Consider the following 20,644-nt stretch of genomic DNA (forward strand, 5'->3'; position numbering starts at 1 on the left):
CAAAACTTGAAGCAAGATATTAAAAACATCAGGATGCGCTGTTGCGACTTCATAAAACAAAAGTACACTAAAAGGCTGGCGGCGTACAGCCTCAGTCAAATCGCCGCCTTCTTCATAACCGACGTAACCTGTGAGGCGCGCCCACCAAACGACTGACACTGTGCTTCTCCATGTACTCACTCATATCGATACGTACGATGGCATCTTCACTATCGAACAAGAAGTTCGCCAGTGATTTGGTCAACTCCGTTTTACCGACACCCGTTGGGCCTAAAAATAGGAACGAGCCTGAAGGACGATTCGGATCAGACAAGCCAGCACGACTACGGCGTACGGCATTGGCCACCGCTTCGACCGCTTCATCTTGACCGATGACACGCTCATGGAGTTTTTCTTCCATCGCTAGCATCTTGTCACGTTCGCCTTGCATCATTTTACTAACTGGAATACCCGTCGCGGCAGCAACCACTTCTGCAATTTCGTTATCAGTGACTTTATTGCGCAGTAGCTTTATACCACTGCCCTCACCTGTCTGCTCTTTTTGTTCTGCTAAGTCAGACTCAGTGATGCGGCGCTCAAGCTGCGGGATAGTCTCGTATTGCAGCTTACTCATGGTCTCATAATCGCCCTCGCGACTGGCTTTATCATAAGCAGTACGCGCTTTGTCCAGCTCGTCTTTTAGCTGCTGGCTACCTTTAACCAAGGCTTTTTCTGCTTGCCAAATCTCGTTGAGATCGGCGTATTCTTTTTCCAGCTCTTCAATTTGCATATCAAGCACTTTACGCTCTGCTTGTGCGCCAGCGTCTTCTTCATTTTTAAGCACTTCGCGCTGCATTTTTAGCTGAATCAAGCGACTATCGAGCTTACCTAATGCTTCAGGTTTACTGTCCATCTCCATACGCAAGCGACTGGCAGCCTCATCAATTAAATCAATCGCTTTATCCGGTAGCTTGCGATCAGTAATATAGCGATGACTCATACGTGCAGCGGCAATAATAGCGCTGTCTTGAATATCAACGCCGTGATGCAGCTCATAACGCTCTTTGAGACCACGCAATATCGCAATGGTGTCTTCGACCGTTGGCTCATCGACCAATACCTTTTGGAAACGACGCTCAAGAGCAGCATCTTTTTCAATATATTTGCGATATTCATCTAAAGTGGTCGCGCCGACACAATGCAGCTCACCGCGAGCAAGCGCTGGTTTGAGCATATTACCGGCATCCATCGCGCCGTCACCCTTCCCTGCACCCACTAAAGTATGCAACTCATCGATAAATAAAATGACATTGCCTTCTTGCTTCGATAAGTCACTGAGTACGCTTTTGAGACGCTCTTCAAACTCACCGCGGAACTTTGCACCCGCAATCAACGCGCCCAAGTCCAACGACAACACTTCTTTACGGCGTAAACCTTCTGGCACATCACCATTGATGATTTTTTGCGCCAAGCCTTCTACGATAGCCGTTTTACCAACACCCGGCTCACCGATGAGTACGGGATTGTTTTTGGTCCGACGTGAGAGCACTTGAATGGTACGGCGAATCTCTTCATCACGACCGATGACCGGATCAAGCTTCCCCGTTTCAGCCAGTTCAGTCAGGTTAATCGTATATTTATTCAGCGCATCACGTTGATCTTCAGCATTTTGATTATCCACTGTGTCATCACCTCGCAATTGCTCAATCACTGCTTTTAACTTACTCGCCGTCACGCCAGCCTTTTCAAATATCTTTTTGGTTTCGCCTTGTTCAGCGAGTGCCAGCATTACCCATTCGGTGGCAATAAAATCATCACCTTCTTTTTGCGCTTGGCGATCTGCCAAGTTCAAAATTTTAACCGAATTTGGGTTTAGATTAACGTCGCCTGTTGGCTCCGAAATCGTTGCTTGATTGTCCAATGCCTTTGCCACGCCATTTTTCAACGCAGGAATAGACGCGCCCGCTTGCTGACAGATTGATAAATTAGATTCATCTTGTAGCAATACCGCAAGCAGATGCACCGGATCGATACCGGTATGATCACGGCCTAATGCTAGGCTTTGTGCTTCTTGAATCGCAGATTGCAACTTTTGCGTAAATTTTTCGAACCTCATATTTGTGTCCTCTTATAATTGATATAAATAGTATATTCGGCAGCAGACTTATGCTGTCCACCTACCTTCATCTACTGTCTATATATGGTATATAGTGAAAAATTTCAAGCTATTTATAGGTAAAACCTTATTAATAGTAATGATATTACTCATGGTATCTGAGTAACTACAACAAAAGAAAAATCACGATATAAATGTGAATTAAAATAAAAAATCCGAGCTTTTAAGCATAAACCTTTAAGTCTAAAACCTTAACACTAAACAATAGCTTCTACTCAACTATTTCAATAGCTGTGCCAACCTTCACAGCCGCCATGATTTCATCCATTTCATCATTGGTCACTGCCATACAGCCTGCCGTCCAATCGCGTTGCTGGTTGAGCATTGCTAATGTACCAAAACCATTTTTCTGCCCATGAATCATAATAGCGCCACCGGGGCTCACACCTCGTGATTTCGCATTGGCTTTATCTACAGTATTGGGATAACTGACGTGCATAGAACGATAGTATTGAGATTTTTCATTTTTATAATCGAGTGTATAAGAACCTATCGGTGTACGCTGATCGCCTTCTTGTTGCTTATGACCAATGGGATTACCACCGAGCGCAATATGATAAGACTTAACCACTTTATCACCACTTAGTAGCTGCAAACGACGCTCTGATTTATCGACCAATACTTTATCGATAATAGCAGCACTGGAAATGGGCTGCGGATGTTTCGCGGTATCTTTAGCAGTATCTTTAGCAGCAGCGATAGCACTCGTGCCGATAACAGTAGCAAAACTAAGCCCTATGGCGATAAATAACCAGCTTGAATACTTACTAGATTTTGGACGAAAAAATGACATAGGCTTGAATCCTTATAACTAATATTTAATAGCAATGAGTCATAATATATCAAAGTACTATGCCATGTTTTGTGGCCAAGTTTTGTGCAAAAGTTATGAATAAGATAAAAATGGGTTCTGACAGTCGCTAAACTAAACCATACGAATGGCACCATCAAGACGAATGACTTCACCATTTAAGTAGGCATTATCAATGATATGCATAACCAGTTTGGCAAATTCATTGGGATTGCCCAGACGTTTAGGATAAGGAACGCTCGCCTCTAACTGTTCACGCGCTTTTTCAGGGATAGCATTCATCATCGGAGTAGCAAAAACCCCCGGTGCAATCGTCATGACGCGAATACCATGGCGCGACAGCTCACGAGCAAGCGGTAAAGTTAGACCGACCACGCCCGCTTTTGATGAGGCGTAACTGGCTTGCCCTACTTGCCCATCAAAAGCAGCAATAGAGGCCGTGTTGATAATAATTCCGTTATCAGCATTGGCTTCATCTGATGGTTTAGCAGCCACACGCTTAGCGATACTGGCTGCGACCAAACGCGCGACATTAAAAGAGCCAGCAAGGTTGATATTAACGCCGCGACTAAAGGACTCAAGATCCGCAGGATTATTATCACGGTCTAGTAGCTTTTGCACGACAGCGATACCAGCACAGTTAATCGACCCTTGCAGACCGCCAAACTCTTTTTCAGCCATAGCGACAGCCGCTTGTACCTCATCACCACTAGTGATATCACAGCGTACAAAACGAGCATTGTCGCCAAGCTCGTCGACCAGTGCCTGCCCAGCTGATTCGTTAAGGTCGGCGATAATAGCTTTGCCACCTTTAGCGACAATAGCACGAACTACTGCCTCACCTAAACCTGACGCACCACCAGTGACCAAAAAGCTGTGTTGTTCAATTTGCATAATTATTCCTTGGTATTATTATTTAACTGTCTGTTTTATTATCTGGTTCATACTTTAATGTATTTAAGAGGCGGATAAACTTCTCAGTAAAAAGCGCTGAATCTTACCACTTGGCGTTTTTGGTAGCTCAGACACAAACTCAACTTCACGCGGATAAGCATGAGTTGATAGACGCTTGCGTACCAAATCTTGAATTTCCCTAGCAATCTCATCAGTCCCAACAATACCATCTTTTAGCACCACATAAGACTTAATAGTATGACCGCGCACCTCATCAGGTATACCGACGGCGGCTGACTCTGCAACTGCTTCGTGCTCGAGCACAGTATTTTCAACATCGGTTGGACCCACGCGATAACCTGCAGTAGTAATGATGTCATCATCACGTCCTGAAAACCAGTAACTGCCATCACTATGGCGCTCGACCACATCGCCTGTTAGATAGTAATCGTCAACGAACGCTTGTTTTTCATTCCAGCTATAGCCACGGAAATAAAACGCCGGTGATTGACTGACCACCACTGCCAATTGCCCTTGCTCGCCGTCAGGTAATACCTTCATATCATCATCTAATACCACAAGCGTATGCCCTGGTAGCGCCATACCCATCGAGCCGACTGGGCATTCATGTGCTAATGCATGGTGCTCGCAGCAGGTCATACCAGTTTCTGTCTGACCATACTGATCGCAAACTTTGCAGTTTAAATAAGTATCAACCCAATTCACCACTTCGGTATTTAAGGTCTCGCCTGCTGAGTTAGCACAGCGTAGCGACAACTTTGCATCGGCATCGTTATGAGCTTTTTCAAAAACGCCGCTCGACTTCATCATACGAAATGCCGTTGGTGAAGATGCCAAATTGGTAATCTTGTGACGCACCATAAAGTCGCGGGTATTCTGAGCATCAAAACCCGCTTCATTAAAATAAGTGGTGACGCCCAACAATAAAGGACCCGTGATAGCATAATAGAGCCCATATGCCCAGCCTGGATCCGCCATATTCCAGTAATGATCGTCCTCGCGTAAGTCAATGGCATAGCGCATATATAAATAAAAGGCTGATAATGCAGCTAATGGCACGCTGACGCCTTTTGCCTTACCCACCGTACCTGAGGTAAACATCTGTAAAAATGGCGCATCAGTATTCAAAATAACCGCTTCTATGGTTTGAGGCTGCGTCGATACTTTTTCAGCATAGTTATCATCACCCCAGCTTTGCGCATCTACTTTACTACCAACTAGCACCATTCTGGTCTGCTCAGCCAAGTCTTCAAACTTGTCGCGATTTTCTTGATTGGTAATAACGACTTTGGTATTGGCTTTATCCATCCGGTACTTAATTGAATCATAACCAAAAGCGGTGAACAGCGGTTGATACACTGCGCCAATTCGCCAAATTGCTAATACAATGGTTAATAGTTCGGGGGTGCGCGGTAACATGGTCGCTACTTGATCACCCGCTTGCACACCATAAGACTTGAGTAAGTTAGCCACTTTCGCGCTTGCAGCATCTAACTCAGCAAAGCTCATACGCGTCACGTTACCAGCCGTATCTTCATGCACCAGCGCAAGCTTATCCCCACGGCCGTCACGCACATGGCGTCCACAGCACGCCATATAAGCGTTCAAGCGATCGTCTAAATGCTCGCCAAAGATTTCTGTCGATAATGCATTGATATCAAAATTATTATAATAATCGCTGTAGCTTGTTGGCGTGCTTGCAGTATGCGCAGTAGTATTTGAAGGTGAGGTGTTCATAAGCTAATCCTTTAGCAATCGAGAGTCACTGGCGAAATCAGACATTCAGACATAATAAAACAAAGCGTAAAACAGTCATATCCTATCAACTGTTTAAACATATAAAATGATATATACTCTATTAGTAACGCATTTCTATATTTATTTCAATACATAACGTATCATTTTTAATATAAAATATCTACTTAGTAAGATATTTATTGAAGCGCCCTTAAGAACCCAAGCAAGGCCTTCTCTTCACAGCTTTGATATTGTTTGGTGCGTCCACGACGAGCTTGTTTATAAAGCGCGAAAAACTCACCTGCTAAAAACCGCTCAATAATAATAGGATTGATATAAGAAGCACGGCAGACAGCAGGCGTATTGCCAAGTTCCTCTGCTACCTCTTTGACCATATCAGTGACCAACTGCTGGCGCTCAGAGCTACCAGCCTCACTGGCTAATATACTTTCTCCTTCTGACGTTTGCAGTTGATCGTACAAATGACTGGCAGCCAGCACACTTGCCATCCATGTGCGAAAATCCTTTGCGCTGTATAAATTACCGCTATACATTTTACTTTCACAATCATTAGCGCAAGTATGCTTACGTATGTATTCATTGATATCGGCGCTATCAACCACTTGCTTATTACCATTGTCATCCAGATATTTAAAAACCTGATAACCCGGTAACTCAGAACAAGCCTGTATAATTTCAATCAAACGCTCATCTTGTAACTCAATATGATGCGCTTTGGCACTTTTACCGACAAAGTCAAACGCCAGCCCATTATCCGTCTCGCTCACGTGCTTGCTTCTCAGTGTACTCAAACCGTAGCTTTTATTGAGTTTTGCATAGCGGCTATTGCCGATACGGATCAAGGTGGTTTCTAGCAGTTTGACCACCGCCGCAAGCACATTATCGCGTGATAACGGTGTCGCTTCTAAATCTTTTTCAACCTGCGCGCGTAGATTTGGCAACGCTTCGGCAAAACCTATCATGGCCTGAAATTTGGCTTGGTCACGTACGCGATCCCATTCTGCATGATACAAGTATTGTTTGCGGGCTTTGTCATCACGACCTGTCGATTGTAGATGTCCTTTGTCATCTTGGCATATCCAAACCTCTGACCACATCGGTGGAATCACGAGAGCATCAAATCGCTGGCGCAGAGCCTTATCCTTTACTGTTTTTCCAGTGGCGTCTCGATAGGTAAAGCCGCGCCCCCAACGTCTGCGTCCATAACCAGGCTCATCGTCGTTTACATAGCGCAAATTTGCTAGGCTAGCTAGGTGCTCATAATCATGGCGCACATCTTGGATTATTGTCTGCTGATTTGCCTTAACCATAACGATACTCGTTTGATAACATAGTTGTTTTAGCATAATTAACTACGGCAATTATTGCTGTGTGTTTGCCATGGATAAAGTGTAATCCTGTGTAAAATAAACCGATAAAAGCCTTGTAGATTTTAACCGCTAAGGCATAATTTAAGATAAATTTACTAAAGGCACCGCTAATATGGCAAATCCCAATCCTATGAACATAACCAATAGTTCCTTAAAAATAATGCCATTATCTGCCGATGACTATGAACTTTGGCTCAGCTTATGGCAAAGCTATCTGACTTTTTATGAGAGCAGCTTGCCATTAGAAACTACGAATGCAACGTGGAACAATGTGCTCGATAGCAATGTACCTATTTATGGGTTTGGGGCTTGGTTAGATGATGCGTTAGTCGGAATCACTCATGTGGTGCTACATCCCAATACATGGAATAGCACTGAATGTTGCTACTTAGAGGATTTATACGTGCATGAATCTGTACGTGGAAAAGGCGTAGGACGTGCATTGATTGAGCATGTCTATGAATTTGCCAGTAAGAAAAACTGTAATCGCGTCTACTGGACAACTCAAGAAGGAAATACAGCGGCTCGCATACTTTATGATACGCTGGCTACGAAAACGGATATGGTGCAATACCGTAAAAACTTATAATGTATATCAGCTCCTTTATTATTCATAATAAGACCTGAGATCAAAATAAAATACCCATAAAAAAACGCCAAGCATTTAATACTTGGCGTTTTTATAATTCATATCAGTGTAAGCTAAAAAACTATTCACCATAAGTGCATAGATAAGCTGTTTCGACTGCTACTTTTACTTGAAATTTCTGATTGGCGTCAATGGTAAATTGCTCGCCAGCATTAAAAGTCTGCCATTCATCGCTTTCTGGCAGCTTTACCGTCAAAGCACCGCTAACGACTGTCATGGTTTCAAACTCGCTGGTACCAAATTCGTACTCGCCAACTTCCATGACACCGACAGTCGCAGGTTTAGTTGCCGTTTGAAAGGCAATAGAAGTCACTTTATTATCAAAATAATGATTAACGCTTGGCATAATTTTCCTTAATTAGATATTAGTTACTATTCAAAACCGTCTTTACAATCCCGCTTTTAGGCTCGCTTCGATAAATTGATCGAGGTCGCCATCTAATACAGCACCAGTATTAAAAGTCTCGACGCCAGTACGTAAGTCTTTGATACGCGAGTCATCCAATACATAAGAGCGAATTTGACTGCCCCAACCGACGTCAGACTTGCCATCTTCGACCGCTTGTTGAGACTCCATCCTCTTTTGCATCTCAAGCTCATAAAGCTTGGCGCGTAGCATCTTCATTGCCGTTGCTTTGTTACCATGCTGGCTGCGCTCGTTCTGACAAGTCACAACGACGCCAGTCGGTTCGTGCGTAATACGTACCGCAGAATCGGTAGTATTTACGTGCTGACCACCAGCCCCCGATGAGCGATAAGTATCAATGCGTAAGTCAGCTGGATTGATATCAATCTCAACATTATCGTCGATTTCAGGTGACACAAATACCGCGGCAAATGAAGTATGGCGACCGTTATTACTGTCAAATGGTGATTTACGTACAAGACGATGCACACCTATTTCGGTACGTAACCAACCAAAGGCATAATCGCCCTTAATCTCAATAGTTGCTGACTTGATACCAGCGACACTGCCAGCGGACACTTCAATAACGTCCACTTTAAAACCATGTGCTTCTGCCCAGCGCGTATACATACGTAGCAGCATTTCTGCCCAGTCTTGCGCTTCTGTACCACCACTACCCGATTGGATATCCAAGTAACAGTTATTCGGATCCATCTCACCGCTAAACATCCGGCGGAATTCTAAATCTGCAACGCGCTTTTCTGCATTATCTAATTCAGCTTGTACATCGGCAAGCAGTGACTCGTCTTCTGCCTCTACTGCCAGCTCCAACATTGCAGACGCATCTTCCAATGTGGTTTCAAGCGACACCACCACATCAATGACCCCATCAAGCAGGCTTTTTTCTTTATTAATTTTGGTCGCACGCTCAGGATCGTTCCATAGCTCGGGGTTTTCTAATTCTAAATTGACTTCTTCTAAGCGTTCTTGCTTACCATCGAAGTCAAAGATACCTCCGCAAGTCCTGCCCACGCTCTGATAAATCTTTAATTCTTTCTTGATACGGATTGATTTCCATAAGTGTTCCTGTGTGTTTTGAAAAATACGGTGGCGCTATTTTAAATGAGATTTGCATAAAATGTTTGGTTAATTCTCGCTACTATTTTAGCAACTATTTTATCAAATCGACCAATCTTCTACTGCCCAGCGATGGGCAAGTGCATGTGCATGTAGCGCATCATCGGGAGAGACACAAATAGCCACATCCGCCCATTCAAGTAATGGAAGATCATTTTTGGAATCAGAATAAGCATAGGTTTTATCATATTGCAATCCTGAGGCTTGCTGCTTATCTAGCCATTTATCCAAATGATAAATCTTACCTTCTTTAAAGTTTGGTTTGTCCGTTAACTTACCAGTATAGCGCTCGTCTTTTATCTCAAGCGGGGTCGATAACACATTGGCATCTTCAATCCCAAAACGTTTAGCGATAGCAGAAACCACAAAGTCATTGGTCGCCGAGATAATCACCACATCGTGACCGTGTTCAATATGTTGACACAATACTTCCATCGCTTTTGGACGGATATGCGGCTCGATTTCACTTTTAATATAATCTTCTCGTAGCTCGTGTAGTCTATCCATCGGTAGGCTGCTTAAGAATTGCGCGACAAATTCATTGTATGCCGTCGCATCAAGCGTGCCTTCGATATAATCGTTATAAAACTTCTGGTTAGCAGTACGATACTGCGCTTCATCGACAAGATTATGCTTGACGATATATTCGCCCCATAAATAGTCACTATCGACATCGAGCAAGGTATGGTCTAAATCAAATAACGCTAACGTGCGTGAAGTTGGCTGGCTATCGATGCTTGGCGTACTCATAATAAAATACTCATTAAGGATAATTGATGATGGTTAATAGGGTTTTATTCTGGTTGCTCAATCTCTTTTAGACCGGTTTTAAATTTCTGACAACGCTCTGCATAGTGCAGCGCTGACAGTTTCAGCATTGCTGCCTGCTCATCCGTCAATGTTTTGACCACTTTTGCAGGAGCGCCCATGACCAGCGAATTATCTGGAATCTCTTTGCCTTCGGTAACTAGTGCTTTGGCACCAATGATACAGTTTTTACCGATTTTGGCATTATTTAAGACCACCGCACCAATACCAATCAAACTATTATCACCGACTTCGCAGCCATGCAGCATTGCCAAGTGACCAATAGTGACATAGTTGCCAATCTTGACTTCAATACCCGCATCGGTATGAATCACGCTGTTTTCTTGTACGTTACTGTAGTCACCAATATGGATACGCTCATTGTCACCGCGAATGACTGCGCCGAACCAAATGCTGGCTTGATGACCCAAATACACATCGCCAATGACCCTTGCGGAGTCTGCCACCCACCCGTTAAAAGGTACAGCGAATTCAGGTGCTTTGTCTAAATATTGATAAATCATAATCCATCCTTGATGAGTTCTATTCAGTTGTTATTATTCATAAATGTAGTTGGCACTGATGTCGGCTATAAAGCTGATCTATAAATATTTTCGTGCATGATGTAGGAGCAAGCATTTATAGTATAATGCCATTTCTCTTCATCTGCCCTACCAAACTCTCTTTAGGATTGTCGCAATGATCAGCAAAAACGCTTCCGCTATCATTTTATTACCCAGTAGTTTTTTATTATCGAGCAGCTTGCTTATCGCCATGCCAGCTCAAGCCGGCAGTAGCGATAATATAGATAAGGCAGGCGATATTTTATCTTTTGCCATACCGGCAGTTGCTTACGGTAGCACTTATTATATGGATGATAAAGAGGGGCGAGAGCAATTTTATTATTCATTTGCAACTAATGTTGCAGCGACTTATGCCTTAAAATCCGTGATTGATAAAGAGCGCCCAGATGGCAGCGATGATAACGCTTATCCATCCGGCCACACTTCAAGGGCGTTCCAAGGAGCCAGCTTTATTCATAAGCGCTATGGGCTAAAATATAGTGTTCCCGCCTATATTGGCGCGGGTTTTGTCGCCTATAGCCGTGTCGAAGCTGATGAACATGATGCCATTGATGTATTAGCGGGAGCCGCTTTAGGTATGGCGAGCAGTATGTATCTGACAAAAAGCTATCAAGATGACCAACTACATATCGCCACCAATCTCTCTCCAGACTATTATGGTTTATCGGTACATTATACTTTTTGATAAATAAATTTTATTAGCTAGAAATTATTTTATTAGCTAGAAATTAAGACGCATTTAGGCTTTATCTGAATATTATTCACCATACTTATCCTTAAGGTGCTAGCCCTTAACGCAAAAATCTAGTATAATGCGCAAAATCTGTGCCAAAGCGAGCGGACATGATGTAAGTTACTTATTCACCCCCTAGTGAATCCTGTACCTTTTCATCTATGATGTCTTCTCGCTTTTTTGTGGAAAAATTTTGGCGCTGTCTCTTTTATTATGGTTATTTAGCCGCAGTTAAATAGCAATAATCAAAAAAGCAGCGCTTTATTTTAACCAAAAAATCAGCATAGAACTCACTAATAACAGCGGAGGCAACCCTTGAATTCATCGACAGAAATACAAGCAATTTTGGCACTAGCGGACGGTACGATTTTTCATGGAATTAGTATCGGCAGCCTCGGTCATCGTGTCGGTGAGGTGGTTTTTAATACAGCCATGACAGGGTATCAAGAAATCCTAACCGACCCAAGCTATGCGCGTCAGTTAGTAACCCTCACCTATCCGCATATCGGTAATACCGGCACCAATAGTGAAGACACAGAATCCAATACTGTTGATGTGAAGCGTCAAGTGTGGGCAGAAGGTCTTATCATTCGTGATGCAACACTGGCGACCTCTAACTTCCGTAACACTGAGCCTCTAACCGACTATTTGCAGCGCAATGATACGGTTGCTATCGCTGAAATTGACACCCGTCAGTTAACTCGTTTATTGCGCGATAAAGGCACTCAAAACGGCTGTATTATGACTGCGTCAAACGGCGACACTATTAGTAAAGAAGATGAAGCCCAAGCCATTAAACTGGCACAAGAATTTGCTGGTATTGAAGGCATGGACTTGGCAAAAGAATGCTGTACGCCAACGACGTTTGAATGGACAACGGGAACGTGGGAATTATCGGATACCCTGCTTAACCGTAATGTGACCGGTAGCCATGACAGCGGCACGGGTGGCTTTTTTAAACAGCTTGGTACTCATATCGATAAAAAATTCAATGTCGTGGCTTATGACTTTGGCGTAAAAACCAATCTACTGCGTCTATTGGTTGATAGAGGCTGTCATGTGACTGTTGTACCAGCACAAACCCCTATCGCTGATGTGCTCGCGATGAATCCAGATGGTATTTTCTTATCTAATGGTCCTGGCGATCCAGCCACTTGTGATTATGCCGTCGAAGCGGTACGTCACATCATTGAAGAAACCAGTATTCCAACCTTTGGTATTTGTTTAGGTCATCAGCTGATTGGTCTTGCCAGCGGCGCAAAAACCATCAAAATGAAAACCGGTCATCATGGTGCTAACCATCCGGTACAAGATTTGGCGACAGGAAAAGTATTAATCACCAGTCAAAATCATAGCTTTGCCGTTGACGAAAATACACTGCCTGAGCATATTAAATCAACCCATCGCTCATTATTTGATGGCACTAACCAAGGTATGGAGCTGACCAATAAGCCAGTATTTAGCTTCCAAGGTCACCCTGAAGCCAGCCCTGGTCCTCATGAAGCTGCAGCGTTGTTTGATAAATTTGCAGATATGATGGCAGCGGCACAAGCTTAATAGTCAGTTTGTGCTTTAAGAATGATAGAAATCGATCTTTATCATTCTTAACCATCATGAAATAAGCAGTATGAGTAGGCGCACTACTAGCAGCTATTAACTCCCTACAAAATATGCACACCTAATAAATATCACTTCAACGAAGGTAGCTCCAATCATGCCAAAACGTACCGACATTAAAAGTATCCTTATCATCGGCGCAGGCCCTATCGTCATCGGTCAAGCGTGCGAGTTTGACTACTCAGGTGCTCAAGCCTGTAAAGCATTAAAAGAAGAAGGCTACCGCGTCATCTTGGTCAACTCAAATCCTGCGACCATCATGACTGACCCTGCCATGGCAGATGCCACTTATATTGAGCCAATTACATGGCAGACGGTTGAGCAAATTATTGCTAAAGAACGTCCTGATGCTATCTTGCCAACCATGGGCGGACAAACCGCTCTAAACTGTGCGTTAGAACTAGATAAGCATGGTGTATTAACCAAATATAACTGCGAATTGATTGGTGCGACCAAAGACTCGATTGAGATGGCAGAAGATCGCAACTTATTTGATAAAGCGATGAAGCGTATTGGCCTTGAATGTCCACGCGCTGAAACGGCTGAGACCATGGAACAAGCCTTTGCCACCCAAGAAAAAATGGGCTATCCGTGTATCATTCGTCCGTCATTTACCATGGGTGGTTCAGGTGGCGGTATCGCCTATAACCGTGATGAATTTATCGAGATTTGTGAGCGCGGTTTTGACTTATCACCAAACCATCAATTGCTTATCGATGAATCGCTAATCGGTTGGAAAGAGTATGAGATGGAAGTGGTTCGTGACAAAAACGATAACTGCATTATCATCTGCTCTATTGAAAACTTTGACCCGATGGGCGTGCATACTGGCGATTCAATTACCGTTGCCCCTGCGCAAACTTTGACTGACAAAGAATATCAAATCATGCGTAATGCTTCATTGGCAGTACTGCGCGAGATTGGTGTCGAAACGGGCGGTTCAAACGTACAGTTTGGTATCCATCCTGATACCGGTCGTATGGTCGTTATCGAGATGAACCCACGTGTATCACGTTCATCAGCATTGGCATCAAAAGCGACTGGCTTCCCTATTGCTAAAATCGCAGCTAAACTGGCGGTTGGTTATACGCTTGATGAATTGCAAAATGACATCACTGGTGGCAAAACACCAGCAAGCTTTGAGCCGACTATTGATTATGTCGTCACTAAAATTCCACGTTTTAACTTTGAGAAATTTCCACAAGCGGATAATGTTTTATCAACGCAAATGAAGTCGGTTGGTGAAGTCATGGCTATCGGCCGTAACTTCCAAGAGTCGATGCAAAAAGCCTTGCGCGGTATGGAAACAGGCAATGATGGTTTTGATGAGCAAATTGACTTATCAAAGGTAAGCATTGAAAAGGCACGTAGCGAAATTACCAATCGCTTGACCATACCAACGCCTGAACGCATTTATTATATTGCTGATGCTTTCCGTATTGATATGAGTGTCGATGAAGTATTTAATCTTACCAAAATCGATCCATGGTTCTTGGTACAAATCGAAGATATCGTCAAAACTGAAGCTCAAGTTAAAGCTTTAGGCTTTGGTGGTTTAACTGAAAAGAACTTGCGCAGCTTTAAGCGTAAAGGCTTATCAGACTTACGTTTGGCCAAATTGCTTGGTGTCTCACAAAAGCAGCTACGCAAAAAACGTTGGGATTTAAATGTCTATCCAGTTTATAAGCGCGTCGATACGTGTGCGGCGGAATTTGCCACCAGCACCGCTTATATGTACTCAACGTACGATAGCGAATGTGAAGCCAATCCAACGAATAACAAGAAAATCATGGTTATCGGTGGCGGTCCTAACCGTATCGGTCAAGGTATCGAGTTTGACTATTGCTGTGTACATGCGGCGCTTGCGATGCGCGAAGATGGCTACGAGACCATCATGGTCAACTGTAACCCTGAAACCGTTTCAACCGATTACGACACCTCAGACCGCCTCTACTTTGAGCCAATCACGCTTGAAGACGTGTTAGAAATCGTGCGTATCGAAAATCCTGATGGGGTGATTGTACAGTTTGGCGGTCAAACGCCATTGAAACTAGCGCGCGCTCTTGAAGCCGCTGGGGTCAAAATCATTGGTACTAGCCCAGATGCGATTGACCGCGCTGAAGATCGCGAACGCTTCCAGCATATGATTCAGCAGTTAAACCTTGTGCAACCAACCAATGCCTTGGCGACGAGCTTAGAAGATGGTTTGGTGAAAGCAAAAGACGTTGGTTATCCGCTAGTTGTACGTCCATCGTATGTACTCGGTGGTCGCGCGATGGAAATCGTCTACAACGAAGACGAGCTAAGACATTACCTACGCACCGCTGTACAAGCCTCTAACGAAGCACCAGTACTATTAGATCGCTTCTTAGATGATGCAATTGAAGTTGATGTCGACTGTGTTAGCGACGGTACAGACGTCGTGATTGGCGGTATCATGCAGCATATCGAACAAGCTGGCGTACACTCTGGTGACTCAGCCTGTTCATTGCCACCTTACTCACTATCTGATGAGCTATGCGATGTGATGCGCGCACAAACCGTCGCGATGGCAAAAGAGCTTGGCGTGATCGGTTTGATGAACGTTCAGTTTGCCGTAAAAGGTGAAACGGTTTATATCTTAGAAGTCAATCCACGTGCTGCGCGTACCATACCTTTTGTTTCTAAATGTATTGGTATCTCATTAGCGCAAATCGCAGCGCGCTGTATGGCTGGCACGTCGCTAAAAGACCAAGGCTTTACCACTGAAATCGTTCCTTCATTTTTTGCAGTCAAAGAAGCGGTCTTCCCATTTGCTAAATTCCCGGGTGTCGATCCAATATTAAGCCCTGAGATGAAATCAACCGGCGAAGTGATGGGCGTTGGCAAAACCTTTGGCGAAGCTTTTTATAAAGCCGTTATCGGTAGTAATGAGCGTCTGCCAGGTCTACCAACTGAAGGCGAAAACAAAACGGTCTTTATCTCTGTACGTGATAGCGATAAAGAGCAAGTTGCGCCTATCGCTCGTCAACTGATCGACTTTGGTTTTAATATTGTTGCCACTACAGGTACGCAAAAAGTATTGGCTGAAAACGGCATCGAGTGTAAGCAAATTAATAAAGTTACCGAAGGTCGCCCGCACATCGTTGATGCCTTAAAAAATGGCAAAATCGATATGATTATCAACACCACCGAAGGCAAGCAGGCACAAGAGGATTCATTCTCTATCCGCCGTAGTGCGCTACAAGGTAAAGTATTCTACGTCACGACTTTAGGTGCGGCAGATGCGGTTTGTAAATCTTATGCGATTGACTTGCCATTTGAGGTGTATAAACTGCAAGATTTACACGAGCAAGCAAAGTCTATTGTTTAGCTCTATTGACTTGGCTGAAGAATTTCAGTAGATTAAGCATAACCGATAGGCTTGCCTAAAAGCTTATTCAAGCATTGCTCATTGTCTGACATGACAGCAACGCTTGAAAAAAACACTTTTAAAATGATAGACCTAAAAAGCATAGTGGCTAAACTGCGACTATGCTTTTTATTACGTAAGCTTAAGTGTGCGTATTGTTGAATTGAGGTGAAATAACCTCATAAATGATAGCCAACTTACTTGTTACGCAGTCTTAACCATTACTCTTTTTATATTTTATACCCATTGCAACAACACTGACACCATCTCATTATGAGGTGGTGTGGTGTTATTGGTTTAAGGAAAAAACATGCAACGTTACCCCATGACTCCGCAAGGACATGCCGCTTTAGAAGCTGAATTAAAACAGTTAAAAAGTATCGACCGTCCACGTATCACCGCTTCTATTGCTGAAGCACGCGAACACGGCGATTTAAAAGAAAACGCTGAATACCATGCTGCTCGTGAACAGCAAGGCTTTTGTGAAGCCCGTATTCGTGATATCGAAGCCAAACTTGGCGGCGCACAAGTTATTGATCCTACGACTTTACCAAAAGATGGCCGTGTAATATTCGGCGTCAGCGTCGTTATCGAAAACATGGACACTGAAGAAGAAAAACAATACAAAATCGTTGGTGATGATGAAGCGGACTTCAAAGCCGGTAAAATCTCTGTCAACTCACCAATCGCTCGTGGCTTAATTGGTAAATCTGAAGGCGATGAAGCCCGTATTGAAACCCCAAAAGGCGTAGTCGAATACGAAATCATGAAAGTCATCTACGATTAATATAGTTGTCTTTTGTAGTGAATAAAATAGTAATTTTCTTAAGAATTAGATAAAGTAAACCACACAAAAATCATTGTTTATAGAAGAGCACTTACACAACGCTGCTTTTCTACCTAACTCATTTTAGCGCATAATTGTTGGGTTGAGATTGCTGAGCACATGCTTAGTTATTAATTAAAATAATGACGGATAAATCAATAATTTAATAGATAGCCTTTATCGTTTGGCTGTCTATTATTATCAGTATTGTTGCCCTTGTTATTTGACCTGCCCTGTAGCGTCAATTAACGAGGGTTTTCTTATTTAAGCGTTCTCCATTTTTGTTTTACTTATTATAATTTTAAAGGACTTTATTATGACCACCACTATGAATCGCTCGTCAGTTGTTATGCAAAAAACAGCTACATTCACGGCAGTATCCGCACTGTTGGCAGGTACTGTTATGGCTATGTCTGCTGCCAATGCCGCCACTGAGGTGACCGTTCTACCATCGACAGGCGGTAGCACTACCGTGGTCGAGCAGTATTCTGATGGTAAAACGGCTGTTATCACCGCTACGCCTAATAGCATTGGCATGCAAGATGGCATGCCGTTTGCTGTGACGCAGGTGACCAATGTACCGCGCTACGTGGTTCGCCAAGACAATGTTAATACTATCGTTACTCAAGGTAGTGCGACTGTCACTAGCGTACCGGTGACCAATCAAATTACCAATCAAAGCAGTCGTGTTGATGTCATCGCTGTGCCGACTAGCACTGTCACCCAAGTATTGCCAATGACTCAAATACTGCCTGTTACCACAGCGACCCAGTTGCCAGTCATTAATACTTCGGCCATTAATGCACCAGTGGTCACTAGCCCTGTAACCACGATTACCTCTATAGATACCTTACAGCTAAAACCAACTTTTAGTACGCCTGGCGTAGTCAACGCGCAAACTAAGGTTATGAAAATTCTCAAAAATAGTGATGGACGTGAAGTTGCAGTACCGGCTAACCATATCGCACCTGGTGATGTCATTGAGTATCATACTGTTTATACCAATACCACAGCGCAGCCAGTGACTGATATCAATGCCATGGTTTCTTTGCCAAATGGTGTGAAATTGGTGTCGTTGAATAGTCCGCTCCCAACACTTGCGACCACTGGTGGCGATACTTATCAAACTATTCAGCAAGTGGGTAATACCGTCATCGTTGAAGAAAATTACTCTGCTCTTAAATGGAACTTGGTCAACCTTAGTCCAAATGCTGCACAGACCGTAGTTATACGCGCCAAAGTTCAATAGAAATTAGATTTTAAATTATTGTTATTTAATTAATATTGATAACAGGTCTTGCGCGCTAGTTTACTAGTTAGCAAGGCCTTTTTTGTGCGTGTCTTTTGCTCCTCAACCACCATGCCTCTCTCTTCCTTAACTACCAACCTTTTGCTATAGTATTTTTAATTCAAAACAAATATCCGGCTACTATTTGCATGTATAAACTTACTACTCACTATTCATTGGTTTTTATCATTTACGGCTGTATTTTAAGCGCTACATCTTGGGCTAAATCCGCCGAACCAGAATTTGACGATGGCTTTTACATGTCTAAAATTTGCACTTCATATATGAGTAAAGACGATCATGAGTATTGCGATGATGGTTATATCCTTAAAAGCGAAACGTTAAATGATAGCGAAGTAATAGAAACCGTGCTTATGGATGGAATAGGTCATTACGGCTGGAACCATACTTCGCTCAAAAGAATCGATAAAGATACTTATCATGTTTATGTTGGCTGTGGCAATCCATGCGGAGCTAATATGCTATTTGGTCGTGGCGGCAAAGAGCAATACTTTGGCCGTTATTTTGATTTTGATCTAAAAAGTCAATGTAGTGTTGGATATAATAATGATAAACAATTATGGACGGCGAGCCGATTTTTTTCAGATAAAGAAATAATTTTACCTTCGACCTATAACCCTGATGCTTTTGCAGCTTATCCTAACTACAATGTTGAGTTTGATAAAAAAAGTCGCTTGATTATTAAGCACTATTTCGAAGATGAAATAGTACAAACCTTGCCAAATCCTTGTACTTCTAGCTAACCTTAAAAATATATAAATTTGATGGTCATAGGCGACAGCAGTTGTCGTATGTAAGCGATATTTCTCTAATAATTACAGTGACTTACAAACTATTTTGCTAAAATAATAGCCTATAAACGAATTGGTAAACACCGCTTATGGCAACCATCAATTATGAACGACTCCAAGGCAAGCTCAATATTTTAGCCGATGCCGCTAAATATGATGTCTCTTGCTCCTCCTCCGCAGGCACGCGCAAAAATCAAGGTGGCGGTCTCGGCGATGCCTCCGCATCAGGAATTTGTCACAGCTATACCGAAGATGGTCGCTGCGTCAGTTTACTTAAGATTCTGCTGACCAATCACTGTATTTATGACTGCGCTTATTGCACGTCGCGTAAAAGCAATGACACCCCTCGTGCGGCTTTTAGCGTTGAGGAAGTCGTTGATCTAACCATGCAATTTTATCGTCGTAATTATATTGAAGGGCTATTTCTCAGCTCAGGTATATTTAAGAATGGCGACTATACGATGGAGCGCTTGGTTGAGGTTGCTAAAATACTGCGTACTCGTGAGCGTTTTAACGGTTATATCCATCTCAAAACCATTCCCGGTGCATCAAAAGAGTTGTTATTAGAAGCGGGATTATACGCCGATCGCTTAAGCGTTAATATCGAGATTCCGACTAAATCAGGTCTTGCCTTGCTCGCACCAGAGAAGTCACACGAGCAATTAAAAGCACCGATGGAGACAGTCAAAGAAGAGATCATCACCATTCGTGAGAGCCGTAAAACGCATAAAAAAGCCCCTAAATTTGTGCCAGCAGGTCAAACCAGTCAAATGATTGTCGGTGCCAGTAACGAGACAGACTTGCAAGTGATCCAGCTATCCAGTCACTTTTATAAACAATATGATCTTAAGCGAGTTTACTATTCTGGCTATGTGCCGATGTTATCTGATGATCGCTTGCCAGCCATTGGCACGCCTGTGCCGATGATACGCGAAAACCGTCTTTATCAAGCGGATTGGCTGATGCGTTTTTATGGTTTTGGTGCGCACGAGATTGTTGAACCAGAATCGCCATTTTTAGATTTGGACTGCGACCCAAAGCTGGCGTGGGCAATCCGCCATCGTGAACATTTCCCCGTTAATATTCAAACCGCAAGCTATGAGATGATTGTCCGTATCCCCGGCATCGGCACAAAAACCGCTAAAAAAATCATCAAAGCGCGCAAGTTTAATCAGTTGACGCTTTATCATTTGAAGAAAATGGGCGCTGCAGTCAATCGTGCTAAATACTTTATCGCTACGACCGGTAAAAACGAGCATCTAGCGCATTTAACCTGTGATAACTTCCGCCAATATGTTCTGGCACAAACGCAGACGAAATTTAAAGATCAACGCAGTGGGCAACTGGCTTTGTTTTAATCATAAATAATTTTGATAAATTGAGCC

The 20,644-nt window shown here is 43.2% G+C and carries 16 protein-coding genes and 1 pseudogene; 8 read left to right on the top strand and 9 right to left on the bottom strand.

The genetic code is table 11. From position 1 onward, the window contains the following. The 5 genes and pseudogenes from CAN34_RS06475 to CAN34_RS06495 all read right to left on the bottom strand — a co-directional run. Positions 1–2,095 (bottom strand): annotated as a pseudogene (locus tag CAN34_RS06475) (AAA family ATPase); the annotation flags it as partial. A 271-nt stretch (positions 2,096–2,366) separates the two neighbouring features. Continuing rightward, positions 2,367–2,948 carry a murein L,D-transpeptidase family protein gene (locus tag CAN34_RS06480; RefSeq protein ID WP_089554960.1) on the bottom strand — a complete coding sequence of 194 codons (582 nt, stop codon included), beginning with the start codon at positions 2,946–2,948 and terminating at the stop codon, positions 2,367–2,369. Positions 2,949–3,080: 132 nt separating this feature from the next. Then, positions 3,081–3,860, bottom strand: a complete 780-nt coding sequence (locus tag CAN34_RS06485) for an SDR family NAD(P)-dependent oxidoreductase (protein ID WP_089554961.1) — start codon at positions 3,858–3,860, stop codon at positions 3,081–3,083. A gap of 63 nt (positions 3,861–3,923) precedes the next feature. After that, entirely contained in the window at positions 3,924–5,618 is a 1,695-nt protein-coding gene (locus tag CAN34_RS06490) for an AMP-binding protein (RefSeq protein WP_089554962.1), read from the bottom strand. A 197-nt stretch (positions 5,619–5,815) separates the two neighbouring features. Next, positions 5,816–6,949: a DNA topoisomerase IB gene (locus CAN34_RS06495; protein WP_089554963.1), complete on the bottom strand. Its 1,134-nt coding sequence runs from the start codon at positions 6,947–6,949 to the stop codon at positions 5,816–5,818. 172 nt (positions 6,950–7,121) lie between these two features. Between CAN34_RS06495 and CAN34_RS06500 the strand changes: the two genes are divergently transcribed. Continuing rightward, positions 7,122–7,598, top strand: a complete 477-nt coding sequence (locus tag CAN34_RS06500) for a GNAT family N-acetyltransferase (RefSeq protein ID WP_089554964.1) — start codon at positions 7,122–7,124, stop codon at positions 7,596–7,598. A gap of 121 nt (positions 7,599–7,719) precedes the next feature. On the opposite strand, the gene CAN34_RS06505 is transcribed toward CAN34_RS06500, so the two are convergent. The 4 genes from CAN34_RS06505 to CAN34_RS06520 form a co-directional block, all read right to left on the bottom strand. Further along, entirely contained in the window at positions 7,720–8,004 is a 285-nt protein-coding gene (locus CAN34_RS06505) for a pyrimidine/purine nucleoside phosphorylase (RefSeq protein WP_089554965.1), read from the bottom strand. A gap of 42 nt (positions 8,005–8,046) precedes the next feature. After that, positions 8,047–9,142 (bottom strand): peptide chain release factor 2 gene (gene prfB, locus CAN34_RS06510; RefSeq protein ID WP_121509225.1). Its coding sequence is split into 2 segments (ribosomal slippage): positions 8,047–9,069 and positions 9,071–9,142, totalling 1,095 coding nucleotides; the frame shifts between segments, so codons are not numbered across the junction. 101 nt (positions 9,143–9,243) lie between these two features. Next, on the bottom strand, positions 9,244–9,951 hold the full coding sequence (locus CAN34_RS06515) for an HAD family phosphatase (RefSeq protein ID WP_089554967.1): 708 nt from the start codon (positions 9,949–9,951) through the stop codon (positions 9,244–9,246). Positions 9,952–9,995: 44 nt separating this feature from the next. Continuing rightward, positions 9,996–10,532, bottom strand: coding sequence for a gamma carbonic anhydrase family protein (locus CAN34_RS06520; RefSeq protein WP_089554968.1), 537 nt, complete (start codon positions 10,530–10,532; stop codon positions 9,996–9,998). A 175-nt stretch (positions 10,533–10,707) separates the two neighbouring features. On the opposite strand from CAN34_RS06520, the gene CAN34_RS06525 reads away from it, so the two are divergent. The 7 genes from CAN34_RS06525 (at position 10,708) to CAN34_RS06555 (ending at position 20,617) form a co-directional block, all read left to right on the top strand. Next, entirely contained in the window at positions 10,708–11,277 is a 570-nt protein-coding gene (locus tag CAN34_RS06525) for a phosphatase PAP2 family protein (protein WP_089554969.1), read from the top strand. Between the two features lie 363 nt (positions 11,278–11,640). Further along, a complete protein-coding gene (gene carA / locus CAN34_RS06530; protein WP_089554970.1) occupies positions 11,641–12,882 on the top strand; it encodes a glutamine-hydrolyzing carbamoyl-phosphate synthase small subunit in 1,242 nt (413 codons plus the stop codon). A gap of 157 nt (positions 12,883–13,039) precedes the next feature. Next, positions 13,040–16,294 (top strand): carbamoyl-phosphate synthase large subunit, encoded by a 3,255-nt coding sequence (gene carB / locus CAN34_RS06535; protein ID WP_089554971.1) that lies wholly within the window; start codon positions 13,040–13,042, stop codon positions 16,292–16,294. 349 nt (positions 16,295–16,643) lie between these two features. After that, positions 16,644–17,120, top strand: a complete 477-nt coding sequence (gene greA / locus CAN34_RS06540; RefSeq protein WP_011513174.1) for a transcription elongation factor GreA — start codon at positions 16,644–16,646, stop codon at positions 17,118–17,120. Between the two features lie 355 nt (positions 17,121–17,475). Next, positions 17,476–18,408, top strand: a complete 933-nt coding sequence (locus CAN34_RS06545; RefSeq protein ID WP_089554972.1) for a hypothetical protein — start codon at positions 17,476–17,478, stop codon at positions 18,406–18,408. Positions 18,409–18,596: 188 nt separating this feature from the next. Then, entirely contained in the window at positions 18,597–19,211 is a 615-nt protein-coding gene (locus tag CAN34_RS06550) for a hypothetical protein (RefSeq protein WP_123891908.1), read from the top strand. 137 nt (positions 19,212–19,348) lie between these two features. After that, on the top strand, positions 19,349–20,617 hold the full coding sequence (locus tag CAN34_RS06555; RefSeq protein WP_089554974.1) for a putative DNA modification/repair radical SAM protein: 1,269 nt from the start codon (positions 19,349–19,351) through the stop codon (positions 20,615–20,617). Positions 20,618–20,644 lie beyond the last annotated feature (27 nt).

The organism is Psychrobacter sp. DAB_AL32B, from assembly GCF_002224105.1.
Lineage (GTDB): Bacteria > Pseudomonadota > Gammaproteobacteria > Pseudomonadales > Moraxellaceae > Psychrobacter.